23 protein-coding genes are annotated in these 24586 nt (G+C 62.6%); 13 read left to right on the top strand and 10 right to left on the bottom strand.

Translation table 11 applies throughout. The annotated features are described in order from the left end of the window. Window positions 1-43: 43 nt before the first annotated feature. Both AC1DDS_RS19840 and AC1DDS_RS19835 read right to left on the bottom strand, forming a co-directional pair. Window positions 44-829 carry an ABC transporter ATP-binding protein gene (locus AC1DDS_RS19840; RefSeq protein WP_477480431.1) on the bottom strand — a complete coding sequence of 262 codons (786 nt, stop codon included), beginning with the start codon at window positions 827-829 and terminating at the stop codon, window positions 44-46. A gap of 14 nt (window positions 830-843) precedes the next feature. Further along, window positions 844-1992: an MlaE family lipid ABC transporter permease subunit gene (locus tag AC1DDS_RS19835; RefSeq protein ID WP_477480430.1), complete on the bottom strand. Its 1149-nt coding sequence runs from the start codon at window positions 1990-1992 to the stop codon at window positions 844-846. A gap of 148 nt (window positions 1993-2140) precedes the next feature. Here AC1DDS_RS19835 and dgcA point away from each other — a divergent pair, with 148 nt between their 5' ends. Next, a complete protein-coding gene (gene dgcA, locus AC1DDS_RS19830) occupies window positions 2141-3124 on the top strand; it encodes an N-acetyl-D-Glu racemase DgcA (protein WP_477480429.1) in 984 nt (327 codons plus the stop codon). Here the strand turns inward: dgcA and AC1DDS_RS19825 are convergent. From AC1DDS_RS19825 to AC1DDS_RS19815, 3 genes are all read right to left on the bottom strand, one after another. Then, a complete protein-coding gene (locus tag AC1DDS_RS19825) occupies window positions 3076-4296 on the bottom strand; it encodes an MFS transporter (RefSeq protein ID WP_477480428.1) in 1221 nt (406 codons plus the stop codon). The genes dgcA and AC1DDS_RS19825 overlap by 49 nt on opposite strands. 154 nt (window positions 4297-4450) lie before the next feature. Then, window positions 4451-5281: a UDP-2,3-diacylglucosamine diphosphatase gene (locus tag AC1DDS_RS19820; RefSeq protein WP_477480427.1), complete on the bottom strand. Its 831-nt coding sequence runs from the start codon at window positions 5279-5281 to the stop codon at window positions 4451-4453. Between the two features lie 121 nt (window positions 5282-5402). Continuing rightward, window positions 5403-5696 carry an ester cyclase gene (locus AC1DDS_RS19815; RefSeq protein ID WP_477480426.1) on the bottom strand — a complete coding sequence of 98 codons (294 nt, stop codon included), beginning with the start codon at window positions 5694-5696 and terminating at the stop codon, window positions 5403-5405. 349 nt (window positions 5697-6045) lie between these two features. On the opposite strand from AC1DDS_RS19815, the gene AC1DDS_RS19810 reads away from it, so the two are divergent. The 4 genes from AC1DDS_RS19810 (at window position 6046) to AC1DDS_RS19795 (ending at window position 13163) form a co-directional block, all read left to right on the top strand. After that, window positions 6046-8358: an NADP-dependent malic enzyme gene (locus AC1DDS_RS19810; RefSeq protein ID WP_477480425.1), complete on the top strand. Its 2313-nt coding sequence runs from the start codon at window positions 6046-6048 to the stop codon at window positions 8356-8358. Window positions 8359-8536: 178 nt separating this feature from the next. Next, a complete protein-coding gene (locus AC1DDS_RS19805) occupies window positions 8537-9187 on the top strand; it encodes a CBS domain-containing protein (RefSeq protein ID WP_477480424.1) in 651 nt (216 codons plus the stop codon). 104 nt (window positions 9188-9291) lie between these two features. Beyond that, complete coding sequence (locus tag AC1DDS_RS19800) at window positions 9292-11754, top strand: phosphoketolase family protein (protein WP_477480423.1); 2463 nt, start codon at window positions 9292-9294, stop codon at window positions 11752-11754. Between the two features lie 89 nt (window positions 11755-11843). Further along, window positions 11844-13163, top strand: a complete 1320-nt coding sequence (locus tag AC1DDS_RS19795) for a glucoamylase family protein (RefSeq protein WP_477480422.1) — start codon at window positions 11844-11846, stop codon at window positions 13161-13163. Window position 13164: 1 nt separating this feature from the next. Here the strand turns inward: AC1DDS_RS19795 and AC1DDS_RS19790 are convergent, their stop codons facing one another. After that, window positions 13165-13380, bottom strand: a complete 216-nt coding sequence (locus tag AC1DDS_RS19790) for a hypothetical protein (protein WP_477480421.1) — start codon at window positions 13378-13380, stop codon at window positions 13165-13167. A gap of 661 nt (window positions 13381-14041) precedes the next feature. On the opposite strand from AC1DDS_RS19790, the gene AC1DDS_RS19785 reads away from it, so the two are divergent. The 6 genes from AC1DDS_RS19785 (at window position 14042) to AC1DDS_RS19760 (ending at window position 18137) form a co-directional block, all read left to right on the top strand. Then, window positions 14042-15079 carry a glycoside hydrolase family 25 protein gene (locus AC1DDS_RS19785; RefSeq protein ID WP_310420795.1) on the top strand — a complete coding sequence of 346 codons (1038 nt, stop codon included), beginning with the start codon at window positions 14042-14044 and terminating at the stop codon, window positions 15077-15079. A gap of 404 nt (window positions 15080-15483) precedes the next feature. Further along, window positions 15484-15993, top strand: a complete 510-nt coding sequence (locus AC1DDS_RS19780) for a hypothetical protein (RefSeq protein WP_477480420.1) — start codon at window positions 15484-15486, stop codon at window positions 15991-15993. 164 nt (window positions 15994-16157) lie between these two features. Next, on the top strand, window positions 16158-17069 hold the full coding sequence (locus AC1DDS_RS19775) for a DnaJ C-terminal domain-containing protein (protein ID WP_477480419.1): 912 nt from the start codon (window positions 16158-16160) through the stop codon (window positions 17067-17069). A 1-nt stretch (window position 17070) separates the two neighbouring features. Further along, entirely contained in the window at window positions 17071-17385 is a 315-nt protein-coding gene (locus AC1DDS_RS19770) for a chaperone modulator CbpM (RefSeq protein WP_477480418.1), read from the top strand. A gap of 38 nt (window positions 17386-17423) precedes the next feature. Further along, window positions 17424-17591, top strand: a complete 168-nt coding sequence (locus AC1DDS_RS19765) for a hypothetical protein (protein ID WP_477480417.1) — start codon at window positions 17424-17426, stop codon at window positions 17589-17591. 225 nt (window positions 17592-17816) lie between these two features. Further along, the gene (locus tag AC1DDS_RS19760; RefSeq protein WP_477480416.1) at window positions 17817-18137 is read left to right on the top strand and encodes a DUF1883 domain-containing protein; all 321 of its coding nucleotides are present in this window, start codon (window positions 17817-17819) and stop codon (window positions 18135-18137) included. Window positions 18138-18155: 18 nt separating this feature from the next. On the opposite strand, the gene AC1DDS_RS19755 is transcribed toward AC1DDS_RS19760, so the two are convergent. Both AC1DDS_RS19755 and AC1DDS_RS19750 read right to left on the bottom strand, forming a co-directional pair. Further along, on the bottom strand, window positions 18156-19463 hold the full coding sequence (locus tag AC1DDS_RS19755; RefSeq protein WP_477480415.1) for a replication-associated recombination protein A: 1308 nt from the start codon (window positions 19461-19463) through the stop codon (window positions 18156-18158). Next, a complete protein-coding gene (locus AC1DDS_RS19750; RefSeq protein WP_477480414.1) occupies window positions 19460-20851 on the bottom strand; it encodes a DegQ family serine endoprotease in 1392 nt (463 codons plus the stop codon). The genes AC1DDS_RS19755 and AC1DDS_RS19750 overlap by 4 nt, the downstream gene beginning before the upstream one ends. Before the next feature lie 207 nt (window positions 20852-21058). On the opposite strand from AC1DDS_RS19750, the gene msrP reads away from it, so the two are divergent. Both msrP and msrQ read left to right on the top strand, forming a co-directional pair. Further along, window positions 21059-22000 carry a protein-methionine-sulfoxide reductase catalytic subunit MsrP gene (gene msrP, locus AC1DDS_RS19745; protein ID WP_477480413.1) on the top strand — a complete coding sequence of 314 codons (942 nt, stop codon included), beginning with the start codon at window positions 21059-21061 and terminating at the stop codon, window positions 21998-22000. Window positions 22001-22002: 2 nt separating this feature from the next. Next, on the top strand, window positions 22003-22650 hold the full coding sequence (msrQ, locus tag AC1DDS_RS19740) for a protein-methionine-sulfoxide reductase heme-binding subunit MsrQ (protein ID WP_477480568.1): 648 nt from the start codon (window positions 22003-22005) through the stop codon (window positions 22648-22650). 297 nt (window positions 22651-22947) lie between these two features. On the opposite strand, the gene rplQ is transcribed toward msrQ, so the two are convergent. Together rplQ and AC1DDS_RS19730 are read right to left on the bottom strand one after the other, a co-directional pair. After that, the gene (rplQ, locus tag AC1DDS_RS19735) at window positions 22948-23370 is read right to left on the bottom strand and encodes a 50S ribosomal protein L17 (RefSeq protein ID WP_310420818.1); all 423 of its coding nucleotides are present in this window, start codon (window positions 23368-23370) and stop codon (window positions 22948-22950) included. 123 nt (window positions 23371-23493) lie between these two features. Beyond that, complete coding sequence (locus AC1DDS_RS19730; protein WP_310420821.1) at window positions 23494-24504, bottom strand: DNA-directed RNA polymerase subunit alpha; 1011 nt, start codon at window positions 24502-24504, stop codon at window positions 23494-23496. Window positions 24505-24586: the final 82 nt, after the last annotated feature.

Raw genomic sequence — 24586 nt, 5'->3', positions numbered from 1 at the left:
TTCAACCCCACCCGGCTGGCGACGTCCAGCCGGCGGCATTCGATCAGGTCCTGACGATCGAACGCGCGCGCTTGCCCTGAAAATAGGCTTTCACCCATGCATCGTCACAGGCCAGCATGTCCTCGATCGTTCCCTCGACCAGCACTTTCTTCTGCCCCAGGACCGCGATCCGGTCGCAGACCGAAAAGAGGCTGTCGAGGTCGTGCGTTACCATATAGACCGTCAGGCCCAGCGTGTCCCGCAACTTGGCGATCAGCTCGTCGAATTCCGCCGCCCCGATCGGGTCGAGACCGGAGGTCGGCTCATCGAGGAACACCAGGTCCGGGTCGAGGGCGAGCGCGCGCGCCAGGGCCGCACGCTTGATCATGCCGCCGGACAGTTCCGAAGGGAATTTGTCGGCAGCCTCCGGTGCCAATCCGACCAGCTCGATCTTCAGCCGGGCCAGGTCGTCCATCATCGATTGCGGCAGGTCGAGATATTCCCGCATCGGCACCTGGATGTTTTCGCGCACCGTCAGCGAGGAGAAGAGTGCGCCGTGCTGGAAGAGCACGCCGAGCCGCATGTCGAGCGCCATTCGCTCTTCTTCGCTCGTCCGGTCATAGTCGGCGCCGAGGATATGGATCGTGCCGGCGCGGCGCGGCAGGAGGCGCAGCACCGTGCGCATCAGCACCGATTTGCCCGAGCCTGACGCGCCGACGAAGCCGAGGATCTCGCCGCGGTAGATGTCCAGGTTCAGCCGGTCGAGAACGAGATGATCGCCAAACCCCACGGTCAGGTCCTTGACCGAGAGCACAACCTCCTCCCGCGTGCTTGCAGCTTGCTTGTCCACGCCCAGCCCGTCCATCAAAAGTCGATCGCCGCATAGAACATGGCGAACAGTCCGTCCATGAGGATCACGACGAAGATCGACTTCACCACGGATGTCGTGACCCGCAGCCCGAGCGATTCGGCGCTTCCGCCCACCTTCAGCCCTTCCACGGACGCGACGATGCCGATGACGAGCGCCATGAACGGCGCCTTGATCATGCCCGACACGACCGTCGACAGGTCGACCGCTTCTCTCAGCCGCGACAGGAAGGTGTCATAGGTTATGCCGGAATAGGCGTTGGCCACGACGGCAGCCCCGAACAGCGCCGCGAAGTTGGCGATGATCGTCAGGAGCGGCAGCGCAACGGTCAGCGCCACGAGCCGCGGAAATACGAGGACGCCGATCGGTGAAAGGCCCATGACCTTCAGTGCATCGATTTCCTCGCGCATCTTCATCGAGCCGATTTCGGCCGTGATCGCGCTTCCCGAACGGCCGGCGATCATGATGGCGGTCAGAAGGACGCCGATCTCGCGCAGCTGCAGGATTCCCACCAGATCCACCACGAACACCTCGGCGCCGAAGTATCGCAGCTGGAATGCCCCCTGCTGGGCGATGATCGCGCCTATGAGGAAGGACATCAATGTGATGATCGGGACGGCCCGCACGCCCATGTGGTCGATCTGGTTGATGATCGCCGCCGGCGAGACGCCGCTGTGGCGGCCGAGCTTGAGCTGCGCGCCGCGAACCGCCGAGCCGAGGATGAACATCGCGGCAACCACATCGCCCCAGATCTCGACGACATTCCGGCCGATCGCCGTCAATAGGCGCATATGCAGTGCTTGCCTGGGTCCATCGTCGGAGGTGGGCTCGGGCAGCTCCGCGGGCAGCGCTTCGATGAGATCCAGAAAGCGGCCGTTCGGGTCGGTGACGCGAACGTCTGCCCCGGCCTGCTGCCGTCCGGTCATGGCCTGGCGGATTAGCCAGGCGCCGGCGGTGTCCATCCCCTCGATCGCGCTGAGATCGATTTCGAGCGGGCCCCTGCCGTGATCGAGTGCATCCAGCTTGCGCTTGGCGGCATCTGCCGATTGCGCACGCCACGCTCCGGAAAGCCGCCAGATCTCACCGCCCTCTTGCGGACGGCCGGTGATCGCAATCTCCGGTGATGGGATGGTGGCGGAATTCAATGCTCTTGCTTCTTCCCGACGATGCAGATGAAAAATAATACGAACCGTCGATTGCGACTCATATCGGCTCGGCCTTGATCTGTCACCGAAAGAAGCCTTATCGGATCGTTGCACCGCCTGAAAAATTCGAACGGGAGCCAAAGAAGACATGCGCCGAACCCTTACCTCAGCCACAGAAACCTTTCCGATCGCCGGCGGCTTCACGATTTCGCGCGGAACCAAGACCGAGGCGGCCGTCGTCACCTGCCGAATCACCGCAGACGGTCATACCGGCTGGGGCGAATGCGTGCCCTATGCGCGCTACGGCGAATCGCTCGACAGCGTTCTGGCGGAGATCGCCGCCGCGACGGCGGCTGTTGAAGCCGGCGCCTCGCGCGACGAACTACGCCGGATCATGCGGGCCGGTGCCGCTCGCAACGCCGTCGATTGCGCATTGTGGGATCTCGAGGCCAAGCTCTCCGGGACGCCCGTGTCGTCCACGATCAACGCCACGCCGCCGCAGCCGCTCACCACCGCCTATACGATCTCGCTCGGCGAACCGGAGGTCATGGCCGCCCAGACCGCCCGCCACGCGGATCGCGCCCTGCTGAAGGTAAAGGTCGGAACCCCGGACGACGCGACACGCATTCGCGCCGTTCGTGCCTCCGCTCCGAAATCCCGCATCATTCTCGACGCCAACGAGGGCTGGACCGCAGAGACACTGGCCTATCACCTCGCCATCTGTGCCGAGGCCGGGATCTCGCTGATCGAGCAGCCGCTTCCGGCCGGCCGGGACGAGGCGCTGGCGCAGGTGGAGCGGGTCGTTCCCGTCTGCGCGGACGAAAGCGTGCATCTGGCGACTGATCTCGCCGCGCTGACCGATCGCTATGACGCCATCAACATCAAGCTCGACAAGGCCGGCGGCCTGACGGAAGCGCTCGACCTGCGCGCCGAGGCGGCCCGTCTCGGGCTACAGGTCATGGTGGGCTGCATGGTCGGCTCGTCGCTCGCCATGGCCCCCGCGGTCCTGCTGGCGCAGGGCGCAGATTTCGTCGACCTGGACGGCCCGCTTCTTCTTGCGCGCGACCGGGAGCCCGGACTTCGCTACGAGGGTTCGCTGGTGTTCCCGCCAGATTCCATTCTCTGGGGCTGAATGCTGCGGGCCAGAAGCACCAGCACCAGTCCGAGAGCCGCGACCACGGACATCGCGTAGAAGCCGTCGATGCCGTACCAGGCGAAGAGATAGCCGGACAGGAACGTCGTCAGGGCCATGAAGATGCCGTTGTAGAAGAAGTACAGCCCCTGCGTGGAGGCTTCCTTCTCCTCGGCGAGCCGTTCGATGATCCGCCCCTGCACGCCGACATGAATGGCGGCGAAGGTGAAGGCGTGCAGGCTCTGCAATGCGAAATAGCCGAAGAACCCCAGATCATGGGGGAAGGCGACCCACCGGAACATCGCGACCGCGCTGCCGAAGACAATCATCGTCCAGAGACTGACGGGGCGGCGCAGCCGGGCAGAAACGATGAAGAACAGCACTTCCGCGGCGACACCGACGCTGAACAGCAGGCCGATTTCAGTGCCCGAGAAACCCTCCGCGCCCCACAGGATTGCGGAGAAGGCATAGAACATGCCGTGGCTGGCATTCACCAACGCCGCGCCGAGCATCATCAATTGCACGTCCATCTGGCCGGCCAAGCCGGTCGGGGCAACCGGCAGCGCCGATATCGGTGACGCCCGGCGCGGCTTGCCGATGCGCGGTGCGATGAATGCGGCCATGACCGTGGTGATAAAGCCCACGGTCATGGCCGGCAGCACCATCGCACCACCGAAAATCCCGGCAAGCCAGCCGCCGATCATGGTCGACACGATGAAGGCGAGCGAGCCCCAGAACCGCATGCGGCTGTAGTCGAAGTGCCAGCGGCGCACGCCGCTGAGAGCAATTGCGTCGGTGATCGGCAGATAGGGCGCATAGACGATCCCCTGCAGCGTATAGAGGATCAGCACAGGCCAGAAATGTTCCGTAAAGAGCAGCGCGATGGCAGTCGCGAGCGACATCGCTCCGGACCAGACAAGCACGCTCGCCCGATCGCCGATCCGGTCGGCAATCATACCGGCAATCGGTGCGGTAAAGACGCGGACCACCATCGGCACGGCCAGCACCACGCCGATTTCCCAATCCGTCATCGACAGCGTATTGAGCCAGATCGGAAAAAACGGCAGGGCGATGCCGTTCACCAGCATCGGCGCGCAGAAGACAATCGCGATCCGCAGAACGAAAAGGCGCGGCGGACCAGCGGTCGCGACCATGCCGTGAGGCGCGTGCATGTTTGGAACCTGAATTGAGAGATAGGCAGAATTACCACGCCAAGGCAGATGCGCCAATCCGTGATTTCTGCCAGCCCCTGCGGGTCCCCGCCTCTCCGCTTCAGCCGATAAAGTCCGATACAGGCGCGTCTCGGGATTTTAGCGCATGCCGGTTTTATGCGGCCTCCGGCGCTCGCGCCTTCGCAGCCGGCACGTCGATGGAAGCGGTCACGGCTGAAAGAGCAGCCGACGACGGCCAGGAGATCAGCTCCATGCGGCCGTCGAAATGCTCGGCGACGGCCGTGCAGCTCTCCACCCAGTCGCCGGTGTTGATATAGCGTATCCCGTCCAGTTCCTCGATCACGGCATGGTGAATGTGCCCGCAGATCACCCCGTCGGCGTCGTGCCGGCGCGCCTCATCTGCCACCACGCGCTGGAAGGCGCCGATAAAGTTCACCGCGTGCTTGACGCGCAGCTTCGCCCAGGCCGAGAACGACCAATAAGGCATACCGAGGCGCCGCCGCGCGGCGGCAAGCACGATGTTGATGCCGATCGCCGCGTCATAGGCCCAGTCCCCGAGATAGGCGAGCAGGCGGGCGTTGCGGACGACGACGTCGAATTCGTCACCATGCAGTACCAGGTAGCGTTTGCCGTCGGCCGCCTCGTGGATGATCTGTTGTGCGACCTCGATGCCGCCAAAGTGAACGCCGGGGAAGTCGCGCAGGAATTCGTCGTGGTTGCCGGGGATGTAGATAATGCGGGTCCCCTTGCGCGCCTTGCGCAACAGTTTCTGGACCACATCGTTGCAGCTCTGCGGCCAGTACCAACTGCGCTTCAGCCGCCAGCCATCGACGATATCCCCGACAAGGACGATCGTCTCCGCCTCATGGCAGCGCAGGAAGTCGAGCAGAAAGTCTGCCTTTGCCGCCCTCGAACCGAGATGAACGTCCGACAGGAACAACGTTCTCACACGGCACACGTTCGGTGTCGGGTCGTTGGCGCTCATCCCATGCACTCCGGCAATACCTCTCGGGGAAAACCTCTCCCCAAGCATGGTGAAAACCAGACTCGTGTATCAGCAGGATGACAACCGCCGCGCCAAAACAGCTCCCTCTTTCGCGCCGACGCTATCCGATGACCTGGCGCGAAATGGCGGCACTGTCGCGCGCACCCCAACGGCATGTGATGCGGCCGTCCTCGATGACAAACCACTCCATCGCTGTGATTTCGTAGGAGCGCCCGGTCGGTTCGTGGCCAGCGACCCCGCGGAACGTCCCGGTAAAACGACCCGTCTCGCGAAGGCGCACCACGACGTTGGCGCCGTCCGCGGCGAGGTCGAGTGCTTCGAGGCGCATGTTCATCCCCTCGTGCAACTCACGCCAGATCGGTACGACATCGGCAAGAACGCCGAAACCAAGCACACCGTGGATCTACGCGTCGGGGGCGAAAAGTTCCGCGAGCCTGTCCAGGTCGAACGCGTTGAACGCAGCTATATAGTCCTGGACGATCGATTTGTTTATCTCCGCTTCCATTGGGGCCTCCCTGGCTCAAGCGACGTTTTCATACGATCAACAGCGACGCATCACAACCATTGGTCGTCACTGCCGCCACGCCTTTGACGGTGGCGCCGCCGGTCATCTCACAAAGGCAGGGTTCGTGGTTGCAAGTAAGGCCAATTGGGGCTTTATGGCATCGGTCCCAACTTCACGGCGCGCCCCATCCGTGCCAGAAGGAAGGCCGGAAAAGCGAATGGAAACGGGCAGGAAAAACATGACCACTGGCGACAAATCGAAAGCAAATTCCAAGCCGACGAGCGGCGACATCGACCAGCAGGCCCTGTTCTTCCATCGCTATCCCCGCCCCGGCAAGCTGGAGATCCAGCCGACCAAGCCGCTCGGCAACCAGCGTGACCTCGCGCTCGCCTATTCGCCCGGCGTCGCCGCCCCCTGCCTTGCGATCCGCGACAATCCGGAAACGGCAGCGGACTACACCGCCCGTTCCAACCTCGTCGCGGTCATCTCGAACGGCACCGCCGTTCTCGGTCTCGGCAACATCGGCCCGCTTGCCTCCAAGCCCGTGATGGAGGGCAAGGCCGTCCTGTTCAAGAAGTTCGCCGGCGTCGATGTCTTCGACATCGAGATCGACGCGGCAACGGTAGATGAGATGGTCAACGTCATCTCCGCCCTGGAGCCCACCTTCGGCGGCATCAATCTCGAGGACATCAAGGCGCCGGAATGCTTCGACGTCGAACACCGGCTGCGCGAGAAGATGGACATCCCCGTCTTTCACGACGACCAGCACGGTACGGCGATCATCGTCGCCGCGGCGATCATGAACGGGCTGGAACTCGCCGGCAAGGACATCGCCAAGGCGAAGATCATCGCGTCCGGCGCCGGAGCCGCCGCCCTCGCCTGCCTCAATCTGCTCGTTACCCTCGGCGCAAAGCGCGAGAACATCTGGGTCCACGACATCGAAGGCCTCGTCTACAAAGGCCGGGAAGCGCTGATGGACCAGTGGAAGGCCGTCTACGCCCAGGAGACCGACAAGCGCGAGCTGGCGCAGACGATCGACGGCGCCGATGTCTTCCTCGGCCTTTCCGCGGCCGGAGTCTTGAAGCCCGAGCTGTTGGCGCGCATGGCCGAAAGGCCGCTGATCATGGCGCTGGCGAACCCGACGCCGGAGATCATGCCCGAAGAGGCCCGCGCCGCGAGGCCCGACGCGATGATCTGCACCGGCCGCTCCGACTTCCCCAATCAGGTCAATAACGTCCTCTGCTTCCCCTACATCTTCCGCGGCGCCCTCGATTGCGGTGCCCGCACGATCAACGAGGAGATGAAGATGGCGGCGGTTCGGGCCATCGCCGCACTTGCCCGCGAAGAGGTCTCGGACGTGGCGGCACGCGCCTATTCCGGCGACACGCCGGTATTCGGCCCGAATTACCTGATCCCCTCGCCGTTCGACCAGCGCCTCATCCTGCGCATCGCCCCGGCCGTCGCGCGCGCTGCCGCCGAAAGCGGTGTCGCCACCCGGCCGATCGCCGATTTCGACGCCTATCTGGATCAGCTCAACCGCTTCGTCTGGCGCTCGGGCTTCATCATGAAGCCGATCTTCGCTGCAGCGAAAAAGGCGGAAAAGAAGCGCGTGATCTTCTCCGAAGGCGAGGACGAGCGCGTGCTGCGCGCGGCCCAGGTGTTGATGGAGGAAAACATCGCCCAGCCGATCCTGATCGGCCGGCCGCAGATCATCGAGGCCCGGTTGAAGCGTTACGGCCTGCGCATCCGCCCCTCACAGGATTTCGAGGTCATCAACCCCGAAGACGATCCGCGTTACCGCGAGTATGTCGACGACTATTTCAAGCTGGTCGGCCGGCTAGGCGTGATCCCGGAGGCCGCCCGCACCATCGTTCGCACGAACCAGACGGTCATCGGCGCGCTCGCGGTGCGCCGTAGCGAGGCGGACGCGCTGATCTGCGGTGTCGAAGGACGCTATGCCAAGCACCTGCGCGACGTTCGGCAGATCATCGGCCTGCGCGAGGGCGTGACCGACTTCTCCGCCCTCAGCCTACTGATTTCCCAGCGGGGAGCGACCTTTTTCACCGACACCTATGTCAACTTCGAGCCGAGCGCGGAGGAAGTTGCGCAAATGACGGTGATGGCGGCCAAGGAGATCCGCCGCTTCGGCATCACGCCGCGCGCGGCGCTGGTTTCGCATTCCAATTTCGGCTCGCGCGATTCGGTCAGCGCTTTCAAGATGCGCAAGGCCATGGACCTTGTCCGTGAAAGGGCGCCGGAACTGGAGGCCGACGGCGAAATGCACGGCGATTCGGCGATATCCGAATTGCTTCGCCAGCGCGTTATGCCCAGCAGCACGCTGACCGGCGAAGCCAACCTCCTGGTGTTCCCGAATCTCGACGCCGCCAACATCTCGCTTGGCGTGCTGAAGACGATGATGGACGGCCTTCACGTCGGTCCGATTCTGCTCGGTGCCGCCATGCCAGCTCACATCCTGTCGCCTTCGGTGACCTCCCGCGGCGTGGTCAACATGGCGGCGCTTGCCGTCGTCGAGGCGTCGTACCCGGGCTGATCGCTCCATCTGCAGCACAGAGCCGCCGCGGCCCGTAACGGAGCCGCGGCGGCTGGCTGACGGCGCAAGCGCCGAATCTCAAGGACAGCACCTCCCCTCGTGCCGGTGCCCAAATGGTTGTCCAACTCCCACAACAGGGTTAACGTGAGGCTCCGCTAACGTTCGTGCTGGAACCGAGATGCGCGTCAAGGATGTCATGTCGTCGACCGTTGTCGGTGTGTCGCCTGACAACAGCATCAGGCAGGCGGCCAGGATCATGCTGGACCATCGCGTCAGCGGCCTTCCCGTCGTTGGCGGAGATGGGCAGCTTGTGGGTATCATCAGCGAAGGCGATCTGATCCGCAGAACGGAACTGGGCGGAGGATCGACCGCTTCTGAGTTGACAGAACCGGCCGAACATCGCGCCAATGCCTACATAAAACGTACTTCCTGGAAGGTCGGCGACGCGATGACGCCCGACCCGGTGACAATCGATGAGAATGCCCCCATTTCGCAAGCCGCAACCCTCATGCAGCGCCATGGCATCAAGCGCATCCCCGTCACGCGGGACGGGACCCTGGTGGGGATCGTCAGTCGCGCGGACCTGCTGCACGCAATCACAGCCGCCAGGCCGGATGAAACCGCATCGGGAGATGAAGCCATCCAAAGAAGCGTCATGGTTCGGCTTCTGGAAAACACCGGCCTGGAAGCACTCGGCCTCAACGTGACCGTGGAAAATGGGATCGTCCATCTCTGGGGCGTTGTGGAGTCGCCGGAATGCAAACGGGCCGCTCGTACCGTAGCGGAAAGTGTCTACGGCGTGCGGGGCGTCGTCGAGCACTTTACCTGAGCGTCCTGCGCTGGAGGGCACGCCGTCGCCGTATCGCGCAGTAGCACCCCGGCGGGATAGCAACCAACTTCTCGAACGCAATCCGACTTGGCAAGGAGGCTTCGATGGAACCGGACAAGACGGACAAGGGCAAGCAAGAACGGACGACCGATACGCGAACAGAAAACGCTCTTGCCGCAGAAGAGCTTCGGCTGTTGGACGCCTACTGGCGGGCATCCAACTACCTGTCGGTCGGTCAGATATACCTGCTCGACAATCCTCTCTTGCGTGAGCCTCTCAAACGCGAGCACATCAAGCCGCGCCTGCTCGGACATTGGGGGACATCCCCTGGCCTGAACATGCTGTATGTGCATCTGAACCGGGTGATCAAGCGGGACAAGCTCGACATGATCTACGTGATCGGCCCCGGCCATGGCGGTCCGTCGCTGGTCGCGCACGCCTATCTCGAAGGCACCTACAGCGAGTTCTATCCCAATATCAGTGAGGACGCGGAGGGCATGAAGCGGCTGTTCAAGCAGTTCAGCTTCCCCGGCGGCATCCCCAGCCATGTCGCCCCGGAAACCCCCGGCAGCATCCACGAGGGCGGTGAACTCGGATACGCGCTCAGCCACGCCTATGGCGCCGCCTTCGACAATCCGGACCTGATCGTCGCGTGCGTCGTCGGCGACGGCGAAGCGGAGACCGGCCCGCTGGCGACCGGCTGGCAGGGCAACAAGTTCCTCAATCCGGCCCGCGACGGCTGCGTGCTGCCGATCCTGCACCTCAATGGATACAAGATCGCCAATCCGTGTTTCCTCGCCCGCATTCCCGAGGACGAATTGCGCAAGTTCTTTGAGGGTATGGGTTACCGGCCGTATTTCGTCGAAGGACACGAGCCCGACAAGGTCCATCAGCAACTGGCAAGCACGCTCGATGCCGCCGTAGCAGAAATCAAGGCGATCTGGACCGACGCCCGCGTCAACGGCAACCTCAAACGGCCGGCGTGGCCGATGATCGTCTTTCGCACACCAAAGGGCTGGACGTGCCCGAAGGAAATCGACGGCAAGAAATGCGAGGGCTACTGGCGATCGCACCAGGTGCCGATGGGCGAGATGGATAAGCCGGAGCACATTCGCATTCTCGAACAGTGGATGAAGAGCTATCGTCCGGAGGAACTGTTCGAAGCCTCCGGCAGGCTACGGCCCGAGATCGCATCGTTGGCGCCCGCCGGCCATAGCCGGATGAGCGACAACCCGCACGCCAATGGCGGCCTGCTGCTGCGCGACCTGAAGCTGCCGGACTTCAGGGACTATGCCGTCGAGGTTCCAAGCCCTGGAGCGAAGACGGCGGAATCCGCCCGCGTCATGGGGAAGTTCCTGCGTGACGTCATGAAGTCGAACATGGAAAGCCAGAACTTCCGCCTGTTCAGTCCCGACGAGAACAATTCCAACCGCTGGCAGGACGTGCTCGAGGTGACGGACCGTTGCTACATGGCAGAGATCTATCCCGAGGACGAACATCTGTCACCGGACGGCCGCATCATGGAGGTTCTCAGCGAGCACCAATGCCAGGGATGGCTGGAAGGCTATCTCCTGACCGGCCGGCATGGCTTCTTCTCCTGCTACGAAGCCTTCATTCACATCATCGACTCCATGTTCAACCAGCATGCGAAGTGGTTGAAGGTGTGCAACGAGATTCCGTGGCGCCGGTCGATCGCCTCGCTGAACTACTTCCTCAGTTCGCATGTCTGGCGACAGGATCACAACGGCTTCAGCCATCAGGATCCGGGCTTCATCGATCATGTCGTCAACAAGAAGGCCGACGTGATCCGCGTCTACCTGCCCCCGGACGCAAACACGCTTTTGTCGGTGACCGACCATTGCCTGCGCAGCCGCAATTACGTCAACGTGGTCGTCGCCGGGAAGCAACCCGCGCCGCAATGGCTGACCATGTCCGAAGCGGTTCGGCATTGCAGCATGGGGCTTGGCATCTGGGAATGGGCCAGCAATGACAAAGGCAGCGAGCCGGATGTCGTGATGGCCTGTTGCGGTGACGTGCCGACCCTGGAGACGCTGGCGGCAGTCCAGTTGATACGGGAGCACCTGCCCGAATTGAAGGTGCGGGTCATCAACATCGTGAACCTGATGAAGCTGCAGCCGGCGGAAGAGCATCCGCACGGGCTGTCGGATCGGGATTTCGACGCCCTGTTCACCAGGGACAAGCCTATCATCTTCGCCTTCCACGGCTATCCATGGCTGATCCACCGCCTGACCTACCGGAGGACCAACCACGCGAACCTGCATGTTCGCGGCTACAAGGAGGAAGGAACGACGACAACGCCGTTCGACATGGTGGTTCTGAACGAGCTCGATCGCTTTCATCTCGTCGGTGATGTCATTGACCGGCTGCCGCAGCTCGGCGCGCGTGCGGCCTACTTCAAGCAGGCGATCCAGGCGAAGCTGATCGAGCACCGCGAGTACATCGAGAAGCACGGTGACGACATGCCTTCCATCAGTGGCTGGAAATGGGGCACCAGGGCGCCCGCTGACGCGACGCGGAAAACGTCCACGGAAGGAGACAACATGTGACGGCGTGGACGTCCTGACCGGTAATGCGAGGGTGCCACTTGCCGGCGACGGTCGCTCCGACTATCTTCGGCTTGGCTCTGGATAGCGCAATGTCCCAACTTCTTTCGACCGCTCCGGAATTGCATCGGATGCCGACGGACCAGGATCTCAGTCGGCTGCAGTTCACGACGCTTCTATACTATCTTCAATGCACCAATCCGGATAACGGGCTCGTGAGGGACAAGACGGCGCCCGACTCGCCCGCGAGCATCGCCGCTATCGGAATGGCGCTCGCGACAATTCCGGTGGTGGTGGAGCGCGGCATCGTCATCCGCGAGTTTGCCGCCAAGATCGCGCGGCGACGGCTGCAGTTCCTGCTGTCCTGCCCGCAAGGGCCCGAACCGGACGCTTCCGGCTACAAGGGCTTCTTCTACCACTTCCTCGACATTGAAACGGGTCGCCGGGTCTGGGAGTGCGAATTGTCCACCATCGACTCGGCCTTCCTGTTCGCGGGCGCGTTGACGGTGGCCACGTACTTTGACGGCGATGCCGCCGAGGAGACCGAAGTCCGCCATCTTGCCAATGAACTCTACGAGCGGGCCGACTGGACCTGGGCGTGCGATCACGGTCTGACGCTGACGCACGGCTGGAAGCCTGAGAGCGGATTCCTTCCCCATCGTTGGCGGGGATACGACGAGGGCCTGCTGCTCTACATCCTCGGGCTGGGGTCGCCAACGCACCCGCTGCCGCCGGAATCCTATGTCGCCTACACCGAGAGCTACGAATGGCGAAATATCTACGGTCGCGAGCTGCTTTACTCCGGCCCGCTGTTCACCCACCAACTGTCACACATGTGGATCGACTTTCGCAGCATCCGCGACGACTTCATGCGTGAACATGACAGCGACTACTTTCAGAACAGCCGCCACGCCACCTACGTCCACCAAGAGTACGCCATCCGCAATCCCCTGCATTTTTCGGGCTACGGAGAACATTGTTGGGGTTTTACGGCCAGCGACGGTCCCGGGTGGATCAAGAGGAACGTTGACGGCGTGGAAAGGGAGTTCTTCGACTACCTAGCGCGCGGCGCGCCATTTGGCCCGGACGATGGAACCGTGTCGCCATGGGTCGTCGTCGCATCGCTGCCATTTGCACCGGAGATCGTCGTTCCCACCGTCAGGAACTTTGCGCAGATGGACCTGGGCATGACCCGGCTCTATGGCTTCAAGCCCTCCTTCAACCCGTCTTTTCCTGTTGAAGGGAAGTCGGCCAAATGGTGGGTCAGTCCCTTTCATTTTGGCATCGATCAGGGCCCGGTCGTGCTGATGATCGAAAACTATCGGACGGGCCTGCTGTGGAACACCATGCGTCGATGCGAGCCGATCGTTGCCGGGTTGCGCAGGGCAGGCTTCTCAGGGGGATGGCTCTGAATTAGTGACGGCGGAAACGCGTCTCCATGATCGCCAGGATCTCGGTCGATTCTCGAATGCCGCTTCGATAGAGATAGACGATCTGTTTTCCGACTTCGTCACATAAAGCGGAATGATGGGCGACATGTTCGTTCAGACAGATCTCGTCGAGCACCTTCTGCAACCGCTCAACCTCCCCTGGCGAGAGGGATCCAGCACAATGAAGGTCTGAGAGCATGGCAAGAACCTCCTCTACTTTCGAACACAGAGAGCCCGCAAGCGCGCGCCAGTCCAACTGCTTGAAAATTAAATGAACACGGCGACCATGTTGAATTCGACGCAGATGGTCGGGCCGCACACGGGGACGAAGGCACTTCATCGTGTGCCGCCCCCCACGGATATTGCAACAATAGCCCTTCCCAGGCTGCTCGTAAAGCAACGCAAAATATACGCATTTGCACTTGGCACCCGATTTCCGGTGCCGTTTTTATGCACAGGCACGGCCGTCCGTCCTACTATGAGGACCTCTCCACGCGACGACATGCCCGTTCGCCCGGTGGGCGTCGCGTCTGATCGAACACCGGACGCCATAAACCGTCCCAATGAAATGGCCGGGCATCCCGGCCGTTTCACTGCCTGAGCGATCACTTTTTTGCTATCGCCCTATTTCCCCTCGACGCGGGCAAAGGTGCTCCCTCGCCTTATCGGTGTGTGGCATCTCGAAAACGCGACAAAGGTCTGGAATGCGACCGACCTCACCCTTCACCCGTCGGCAGGAGCCCCGATTTGTATAAAGATCGGATTCAGTCTTTGTTGGTAATTACCCGTTAGCCTTGACGTTCCAATGGTCCCGGACGGCGCATTCGATGCCGTCTGTTTGTTTTGCGTAGCGGGTTTCCATGCGTTTATCGGCTGTTCCAGCAATCTTCCTTCTCGGTTTGGCACTCGCGGGCTGCGGGGGCAGATTCGGTGGCGATGACACCCAGGCCAAGCGCCCGTCCCGGGAGACGACGAGTTCAGTCGCCAGGGCCGCTTCGGCGATGCCCGCAGCGAGTATCGGTGAGGTCGCCGCCGCACAGGACAGCGAGCAGCAGACGGAGCTCGCCTGGGCGGGACAGGTGCCCGACCAGCAGGCGTTCGAGGCGGTGACGCGGACGGCCGGGATGGCGATCCCCTCGCAACGGCCGTTGCAGACGTTGGCGCCCGCGGCACCGGCGATCGGTTCGGCACCGGGTGGGCGCAGCAAGGTCTATGGCCAGCGCTTCCGCGACGCCAAGCCGATCAATTTCGGCAAGACCTCGCCGCGCAATCATGCCGTCCATGGCGTCGACGTGTCGCGTTGGCAGGGCGAAATCGACTGGGTGACCCTGCGTCAGCAGGGGGCGAACTTCGCCTTCATCAAGGCGACGGACGGCGGCGACCACCTCGATCCGATGTTCAGGAAGAACTGGCAGCGGGCGAAGGACGCCGGGATCAAGCGTGGCGCCTACCACTTCTTCTACTGGTGCAGAACGGCCGGCGAGCAGGCCGACTGGTTCATCCGCAACGTTCCGAAGGAGCCGGGCGCGCTGCCGCCGGTGATCGACGTCGAATACAATGCCGAATCCAGCTGCAAAAAGCGGCTATCGCGCGCCAAGGTGCTGGAAAAGATGCAGGTGTTCATGGACAAGCTGGAACGCCATTACGGCCAGCGACCGATCATCTACACCGCTCCGGACTTCTATGCCGACAATCTCAGCGGCGAGTTCCTCGACTACCCGTTCTGGCTGCGTTCGGTCGCCGCCCACCCGTCGAAGCGCTATCCGGGCCGCAAGTGGGTGTTCTGGCAGTATTCCGGCTCCGGCCTGTCGCACGGTGTCAGCGAAAAGATCGACCTCAACGTTTTCCGCGGCAGCGTGGAGGATTGGCACAATTGGGTCGGCGGGCAATCCAGCTGAGATTCTTCTCGTAGAGCCGACGGTCCGATTGTCACGTTCGACGGCCCTGGCCGTCGAACGCTTTCGCCTCTTGTCCAGCGGCAAGAACAAACTGGGCTAATTGTCCCGCAAACAGTTCGCAGGCGATGAACCGGTTAATCGGTGCCGGCCCGGGGAATGGCACGGAAACTTGACACGGTGACCCGCACCGATATTGACGCGGTGATTTTTCCGACTTCCGTGATCGCGTCGCCCTGTGTCGGCCGTACCGGCACAGGGCGACGCTGTGTGTCGTCCGATCGATCGGCGTCACTCGCATCCACCAATCGAAGCAGGCGGTAACCGCTCGCCTTCGCGCCGTGTTTGAGACAAGATGGGCCATAGCGTTCTCGTCACCGGCTATCGAAGATTACCGGAACAGACCCATGGTGCGTGTACCGCAGATCCTTCCGCGCTGTCTGTTGTTGCTGCTCGCGGCGCATCCCGTCATGGCCGACGAAACGGCGTTTCTGAATTCGCTCACCGGCAACTGGAGCGGCAAGGGTACGGTCATTACCCGCATCGGCAGGCCCGCGATCAACGTCAAGTGCCGCCTCGTCTCGACGGCCGATGGCGCGTCGATCGAAATGAAGGCGACGTGCCGCGGCCTTCTCGTGGTCAGCCGGACAATCTCCGCAGCGCTGAATGTCGACGCCGGGCGCTACACAGGTATCTACATAGGTCCGACCGGCCGCCGCTCCACGCTGTCGGGAAACCGGCAGGGAGATTCCATCAACCTGGATGTCCGCTGGAGCCGGATCGTCAACGGCGACCGGTCGGCGCAGATGACGATCGAGAAGATCGGCGCCAGCGGCCTTAGGCTGCGAACCGTCGACAAGGACCTGTCGACAGGAAAGGACGTCGCGACCAGCGACATTGTCCTGCAGCGCAGCTAGCGTCACTAGGTAACCTTGTTGGTAGTCCAACCGACGAATGAATTGCCGCATCCCTGTCCATTCCCGTTCCCTGCCCTATGGTTGAGATCAGAGCGAAGACGTGACACGTTTCCTGTACCGGCCGTTGTCCACGATGCAAATGTCATGGTTCGAGGGAAGAACGAATGAGCCGCAGTCCATACGAGGTCCTTGGCGTCGGCAAGAATGCGACCCAGAAGGACATTCAGAGTGCCTATCGCAGGCTTGCCAAGAAGCTGCATCCCGATCTCAATCCCGGCGACAAGGATGCCGAGGACAGGTTCAAGGCCGTCTCGGCGGCCTACGCTCTGCTCGGTGACGAAGAGAAGCGCGGGAAATACGACCGCGGCGAGATCGACGAGACCGGCGCGGAGACGCCACCCAGGCACTTCTATCGCGAGTACGCCTCGGCGGGCGATACGGCCGGTCGATACGAGAGCGCGCACAGCTTCTCGGATTTCGGCGCCGACGACGACATCTTCTCCGGTTTCTTTTCAAGGCGCAGTCACGGTCAGCGCCAGACGAAGGGGCGTGACGCCTACTTTTCCATGGAGCTCGACTTCCTCGAGGCCGCGAACGGCGCGAAGAAGCAGATCAGCCTGCCCGACGGCCCGCCGATCGATTTGACAATTCCCCCCGGCACACGCGACGGCCAGACGCTGCGGTTGCGCGGCAAGGGTGAGCCGGGAATGAATGGCGCCCCCGCAGGCGATGCCCGCATTGAAATCCGCGTGCGCCCCCATTCCTTCTACAAGCAGGATGGCGACGACGTCCGCTACGAGGTGCCGATCTCCCTGTCCGAGGCGGTGCTTGGCGGCAAGATCCGCGTACCGACGCTCGACGGCGCGGTCAACGTCACGATCCCGGCGAACTCCAACACCGGCAAGGTCCTGCGACTGAAGGGCAAAGGCCTGCACAAGCCGGGCGGCGGACATGGCGATGCCTACGTGACCTTGCAGGTGATGTTGCCGACCGCAGCGGATCCGGAACTCACCGCCTTCGTTCAGGGCTGGGAAGCCGGAAAGTCACAGCGGCCGCGCAAACACATGGGAGGCTGAGATGAAGGACACCGAATTCTGCAGCAATCTCGAAATCGAGATCGCAGTCCTCGATTTCTGGGTCGATCACCACTGGCTCGTCCCGGAAGAGCAGAACGGAATGCGTATCTTCCATGAAGCGGACCTGGCACGGGCGCGCCTGATCCAGGACCTCGTGGGACCGATGGGCGTCAACGTCGACGGTGTGGACGTTGCCATGCTGCTTCTCGACCAGATCCACGGCCTTCGTGGTAGACTCACCGTCCTGATGGAGGCGATCCGCACCCAGGATCAAGACGTACAGAGGCGCATTCTGGCGTTGATCGACAAAGAGTAGCCGCCCGATGGCCGACAACGCCGACACGGGAGAATGAGATGACCAAAGGAAAGCAGCCGGCAAAGCAACCGACGCAGCCAAAACCGTCCGAGGATGAAAAGGCGAAGCGAAAGGCGGAAAATGACTATCTCGACGAAGCGCTCGAGGAATCGTTTCCCGCAAGCGACCCGATCGCTCCGCCCAAATTCGACGACAGCAAGAACTGACGATCGCGCCACTGTCGCGGGAAACTGGCGCTGTGGCTCCCGCCTCCGCTCCGCTTAACCTGACGCTACAGTCATGGGGCTCCGGTGGCCGATCCGTCGCCGTTTCCATTTCTCCACAGCAACGGGTCGCCGCGCCACGCTGTGCGCAATTTGCCCTGCACTGCCAACCGATCCTTAACGGCTGAGCCGCATATTACCGCGGAGTGATGACACGGCAGGGCGGCAATGGCGCAGATCAGTTTTCCCTTCACCCACTACGACCTCAAGGATATCCGTGCCGGCGTCACGATCGAGATCACGCTTTCGGCCATAGCGAACGTGCGCCTGATGACCAATGATGATTTCGATCGGTTCAAGAACGCGCGCCAGCACCAGTTCCTCGGCGGCGTGGCGAAGAAATCGCCGATACGGCTGACGATACCGAAGGACGCCCACTGGCATGTCGTCGTCGACATGGAGGGGCATCCCGGCAAGGCTGAATCCTCGATCCGGGTCGTATCGAAGCCGAAAGCACCCGCCGGTCCTCGCATCGCCGCCACTGCCTGAACGCGGAGCCGGACGTGCTCAGCCGCGATCACGCCTGAGCTTTGCCCACCAGTCCAGCCGTTTGCGGATCTCCCGCTCGAAGCCGCGCTCCGGCGGATCGTAGAAGGTTTTCCGACCCATCTTCTCGGGAAAATAGTCCTGGCAGGAAAAGGCGTCCTGCTCGTCGTGGTCGTAGCGATAGCCGTCGCCGTAGCCCTCGCCCTTCATCAGTTTCGTCGGCGCGTTGAGAATATGCTTCGGCGGCAGGAGCGACCCGTTTTCCTTGGCCGCACGCGTCGCCGCCTTGAAGGCCGTGTAAACGGCATTCGATTTCGGCGCCGTGGCGATATAGACGCAGGCCTGGGCAAGCGCCAACTCTCCCTCTGGAGAGCCGAGGAAATCGTAGGCGTCCTTGGCGGCGTTGCAGACCACAAGCGCCTGCGGATCGGCCAGGCCGATGTCCTCCACCGCCATCCTGACCAGCCTGCGGCCGATGAACAGCGGATCCTCGCCGGCATCGAACATGCGGCAAAGGTAATAGAGGGCGGCATCGGGATCCGACCCGCGGACCGATTTGTGCAGCGCCGAAATCAGGTTGTAGTGACCGTCCTGCCCCTTGTCATAGACCGGCGCCCGCCGCTGCACCACACGGAAGAGATCGTCCTGGCCGAAGACCTCACCGGGGCGCGCCGCACGCCAGACCTCCTCGGCGAGTGTCAGCACGGCCCGGCCATCACCGTCAGCCATGCGCAGCAGCGAGGCGCGCGCATCGGGTTCCAGCGGCAGGGACCTTCCTTCCGTCGCCTCGGCCCGCTTGAGCAGTTCCTCGAGGCTGTCCTCGTCGTGCGGCTTGAAGGTCAGCACGCGCGCCCGAGAGAGCAGAGCCGCGTTGAGTTCGAAGGACGGGTTTTCCGTCGTCGCTCCGACAAGGATGATGGTTCCATCCTCCATCACCGGCAGGAAACTGTCCTGCTGGGCGCGGTTGAAGCGATGGATTTCGTCGACGAACAGCAATGTCTGCCGGCCGCCCATCCGGCGCTGCCGGGCTGTATCGAACACCTTCTTCAGGTCAGCAACCCCGGAGAAGATTGCTGAAATCTGCTCGAAGGCGAGCCCCGCCTCGCCCGAAAGCAGCCGGGCGACCGTCGTCTTGCCGGTACCCGGCGGTCCCCAGAAAATCATGGAGCCGAGCGAGCCCGAAGCAATCATCCGGGAGAGAACGCCGTCATCCCCCGTCAGATGCTCCTGGCCCGTGACCTCGCTCAGGGACTGCGGGCGGAGGCGGTCGGCCAGCGGTCGCTTGGCGGCCATTCCTTCCGGCTCGGAGGGGGCGAACAGGTCCGTCATCGGAAATACTGGCGAATTTGCTGGCCGTCGCGCTCGATCACGACCCGCCAGACGGAGGGATCCTGGGAAACCAGACCTTCGAGGATTTCGGTGGACGCGACGTTGGTGCCGTTCAGCTCGACGATGATGTCGCGGGGCTGCAGGCCGATACGGGCGGCCGGCGATCCGCGGTTGATGTCGGTCACGACAACCCCCACGGAGCTTGCAGGCATGCGCAGTTCATCGGCAACACGCGGCGAAAGATTGGCCACCACGGCGCCGGAGAACGGATTGCGCCCCTCGATCAACCGCTCGTCGCGCGGTGTCGATTCGGGAGCACGGTCGAGCGCGATCGTCAGCACCTCCTCCTTGCCGCCGTCGCTGACCGTCAGTTTCGCCGTGCCGCCGATGCCGACCGTCGCCAGCCGATAACCGAGCGCATCGGGATGTTCGACGGCGATACCGTTGACGGCGGTGATCACCTCGCCCGCCTTCAGGCCGGCCTTTTCCGCCGGGCTGCCCGGCAGGACCTTCGACACGAGCGCGCCGCGCGCCTTGCTCAGCCCAAGCGCTTCGGCGACATCCGAGGTCACGGCATCGAACGTCGCGCCGACGTATGGACGATCGAATGTGGTGCGGCCACCGACGGCACTGGCCACGAAAACCTTGACGAGGTTTGCGGGGATCGCGAAGCCGACGCCGTTCGAGCCGCCGCCGCGCGAAAAAATCGCCGTGTTGATGCCGATCAGTTCGCCCTTCATGTTGATGAGGCCGCCGCCGGAATTACCGGGATTGATCGAGGCATCGGTCTGGATGAAGAAGCCGAAATCGCCGGCCTTCACCTGATTGCGCGCCAGCGCGGAGACGATGCCGCTCGTCACGGTCTGGCCGACGCCGAAGGGGTTGCCGATCGCCAGCACGAGATCGCCGACCTCGACGGCATCGCTGTTGCCAAGCGGAAGCGTGTCGAATGCGTCCTTCGATTCGATCTTCAGCACGGCAAGATCGACCCGGTCGTCCTTTAGAAGCACCTTGCAGGGATATTCGCGACCATCGGCAAGCGCCACCTTGATGTCGTCGGCCCCCTCGATGACGTGATTGTTCGTCACCACGATGCCGTCCGCACCGACGATGACGCCGGAGCCGAGCGAGGCCTGCTTCTGCGACCGGTTCGGCATACGCTGGCCGAAGAACTCCTCGAAGAAGGGATCGTTGAAGAGCGAGCGTCGTTCCACCACGCGTTCTGCATAGACGTTGACCGTCGCATTCGCGGTCTTCTTGACCAGCGGCGCAAAGGAGAGCTGCATCTCCACCTGCGAGGCGGGCACGGATTTTTCCTGCGCGAGAGCGGGCGCGCAGACCGGCAGCAGAAGAAGGATTGCCGTCGCAAGGCCATGGCCGAATTTCATCAAAGATTCTCCCTTTCGTTGCCGCCACGTTCAGATAAGATTTGGCACGAAAAAAGGCAAATGCACCAACGCTGCCGGGTGCGAAAATGACTCACGGACCGCGCACGAAATCGTGGTCGTTCGCCCCCTATCTTCGTGATTGAAACTTTGGTGTCATTCGGCCCGTTAAGCACATCGGGCCCGATTTGTTCCTCCGAGGAAACCGCCATGACCGCCTATCGCCCACCGAAGATCGCCGCCCGCGAGATCACCCCTGAGGCCATTTTTATGAACCGGCGCAGCTTTGTCGGGGCCGCCGCCGGCGGATTGCTTTTCGCGTGGGCCGACAGCGTGCACGCGGCTGCGCTGAAGGCCTCCGCATCCGCATTCAAGGCCGGCGAAGCACCGACGCCGGAAAAGGATGTGACGAACTACAATAACTTCTATGAGTTCGGCATGGGCAAGGGCGACCCGGCGGCCAACAGCGGCGATTTCCAGCCGAAGCCATGGACGGTGACTGTCGGCGGCATGGTGACCAAGCCGAGGGAATTCGGTCTCGAGGCCCTGCTGGCGTTCCCGCTCGAGGAACGCATCTACCGCATGCGTTGCGTCGAGGCGTGGTCGATGGTCATCCCCTGGATCGGCTTCCCGCTGGCAACCCTGCTCGACAAGGTCGAACCGCTCGGAAGCGCCAAGTATGTCGCCTTCGAAACGATCGTCCGACCGGAGCAGATGCCCGGTCAATCCGGCTACTTTCAGCCGCTTCCCTGGCCCTATGTGGAGGGGCTTCGGCTCGATGAGGCCCGGCACCCGCTGACGATCCTGTCCGTCGGGCTCTACGGAAAGACGCTGCAGAACCAGAACGGCGCGCCGGTCCGCCTTGTTGTGCCGTGGAAATACGGTTTCAAGGGCATCAAGTCGATCGTGAAGATCACGCTCACCGACAAGCAGCCGCCGAACACCTGGAACACCGCCGCCCCGAACGAATACGGCTTCTACGCCAACGTCAATCCGGCGGTCGACCATCCGCGCTGGAGCCAGGCGACGGAGAACCGGATCGGCGAAGGCGGCTTCTTCGGCGGTAGCCGCCGCGATACCCTGCCTTTCAACGGCTACGCCGACGAGGTCGCGAGCCTCTATGCCGGCATGGACCTTGTGAAGAACTTCTGATGATGGCCGCGATCCCCGCCCTGCCCCGAAAATACCACGGCGCTTCCGTGTGGACGCTCTATGCGTTCGGCTTCATTCCGGCTGTCTCCGGCTTCTATCTCGGCGCCACGGGCCAATTGCCCGGCAATGCGATCAAGGAGTTCGAGCACCTGCTCGGCCTCTGGGCGCTGCGCTTCCTGATCGCCACGCTCTGCATCACGCCGCTTCGCGACCTGTTCGGCATCAACTGGCTACGCTATCGCCGCGCACTCGGGCTGCTCGCCTTCTGGTACGTGGTCATGCACTTTTCGACCTACCTCATCCTCGACAAGTACTTCGACTTTCCGACGATCGTTGCGGACATCGCCAAGCGCCCGTTCATCACCATCGGCATGGCGGCCTTGACGATGCTGATCCCGCTCGCGCTGACCTCTAACTCCTGGTCGATCCGCAGCCTCGGTTCGCGCTGGAACAAGCTGCACAAGCTCGTCTACGTCATCGCCGCGGCCGGCGCGCTGCACTTTGCGATGTCGGTGAAGATCGTGGGGCCGGAGCCGATGATCTATATCGGCCTGGTTGCGGTGCTGCTGCTGTGGCGACCGCTTCGCCCGCACTTCAACCAGTGGCGCCGGGCCCAGATAGGTCGACCAAGTTTCGAGCGAGCACGGTAGATGGCGGCTCCGCCGCTTCTACTCCTTGGCCCGTTTGCCCCTCATCCGCCTGCCGGCACCTTCTCCCCGTAAACGGGGAGAAGGACAAAGCCGCGCCGACCTCGTTCCCTCTCCCCGCCTGCGGGGAGAGGGTCAGGGTGAGGGGCAATCTCACCCTTCGTCCCTGACGCCACCAATCAGCCTCCCGCATCACCCCTCACTCGATGAGCCAGAAACGATACTTCAAGTCGCCACGCCAACGCGAAAAGGCCGGGCGCTCTCGCACCCGGCCTTTTCATTTCATTCCGTTGCCTGAAATCAAGCAGCTTCGGCAGCAGCCTCGGCTTCGACGCGGGCCTTGTCGGCTGCGCCCTTGGCGGCGACGTCGCGGTCGACGAACTCGATGACGGCCAGTGCAGCGTTGTCGCCCTGGCGGTAGCCGGCCTTCATGATGCGAAGGTAGCCGCCGTTGCGGGTGGCGTAGCGCGAGGCGATCGCATCGAACAGCTTCGAGACGACAGCAGCGTCACGGATCTGCGAAATCGCCTGACGACGAGCGTGCAGGTCGCCGCGCTTGCCGAGGGTGACGAGCTTTTCGACGATCGGACGGATTTCCTTCGCCTTCGGAAGGGTCGTGACGATCTGCTCATGGGTGATGAGCGAAGCAGCCATGTTGGCGAACATCGCCTTGCGGTGGCTGGCGGTGCGGTTCAGCTTGCGGCCGGCTTTCTGGTGGCGCATTGCTATTCTCCTTCTGCGCAGGGCTCCCGATATCGCATCGGTCCTGCCGTTTCCTGGCACATACAGGCATCACGCCTGCTGTTTGACGGGGAAAGGCAGCGAAAAACCCTGCCTTTTTGTTGCTTAGTACTGGTCTTCGTAGCGCTTGGCGAGATCTTCGATGTTCTCGGGCGGCCAGGCCGGCACTTCCATGCCGAGATGCAGGCCCATGGAAGCGAGAACTTCCTTGATCTCGTTCAGCGACTTGCGACCGAAGTTCGGAGTGCGGAGCATTTCCGCTTCCGTCTTCTGGATCAGGTCGCCGATGTAGACGATGTTGTCGTTCTTCAGGCAGTTCGCCGAACGGACCGAAAGTTCCAGTTCGTCGACCTTCTTGAGCAGCGCCGGATTGAAGGCAAGTTCGGTGACCGCCTCTTCTTCGGTCTCCCGCTGCGGCTCGTCGAAGTTGACGAAGACCGACAGTTGGTCCTGAAGGATGCGGGCGGCAAACGCAATCGCGTCTTCGCCGGTGACGGAGCCGTCTGTCTCGATCGACATCGTCAGCTTGTCGTAGTCGAGGACCTGTCCTTCGCGGGTGTTTTCAACCTTGTAGGACACCTTCTTGACCGGCGAATAGAGGCTGTCGACCGGGATGAGACCGATCGGCGCGTCTTCGGCGCGGTTGCGGTCGGCCGGAACGTAGCCCTTGCCGTTGTTGACGGTGAACTCCATGCGGATCTCCGCGCCCTCGTCGAGCGTGCAGATCACATGGTTCGGGTTGAGGATCTCGATGTCGCCAACCGTCTGGATGTCACCGGCGGTAACGACGCCCGGACCCTGCTTGCGCACGACCATGCGCTTGGAATCATCGCCGTCCATCTTGATGGCGATTTCCTTGATGTTGAGCACGATGTCCGTCACGTCTTCCCGGACGCCCGGGATCGAGGAGAACTCATGCAGTACGCCGTCGATCTGGACTGCGGTGACAGCAGCACCGCGCAGCGACGACAGAAGCACGCGGCGCAGCGCGTTGCCGAGGGTCAGACCGAAGCCGCGCTCGAGCGGTTCTGCGACGAGCGATACCTTGGTGCGACCGGAGGAGGCGAACTCCACCTTGTTCGGCTTGATCAGTTCCTGCCAGTTTTTCTGGATCATATCTTTTGCCTTCCGTTCGCCGCCACCATCCAATCGTGACGGCCGAGCCTTGAAGAGCCGGGAGGAGCGCGCAAACCGCGCT

This window comes from Mycoplana sp. 10N416 (genome assembly GCF_056394765.1).
This window is presented reverse-complemented; position numbering and strand designations above follow the sequence as displayed.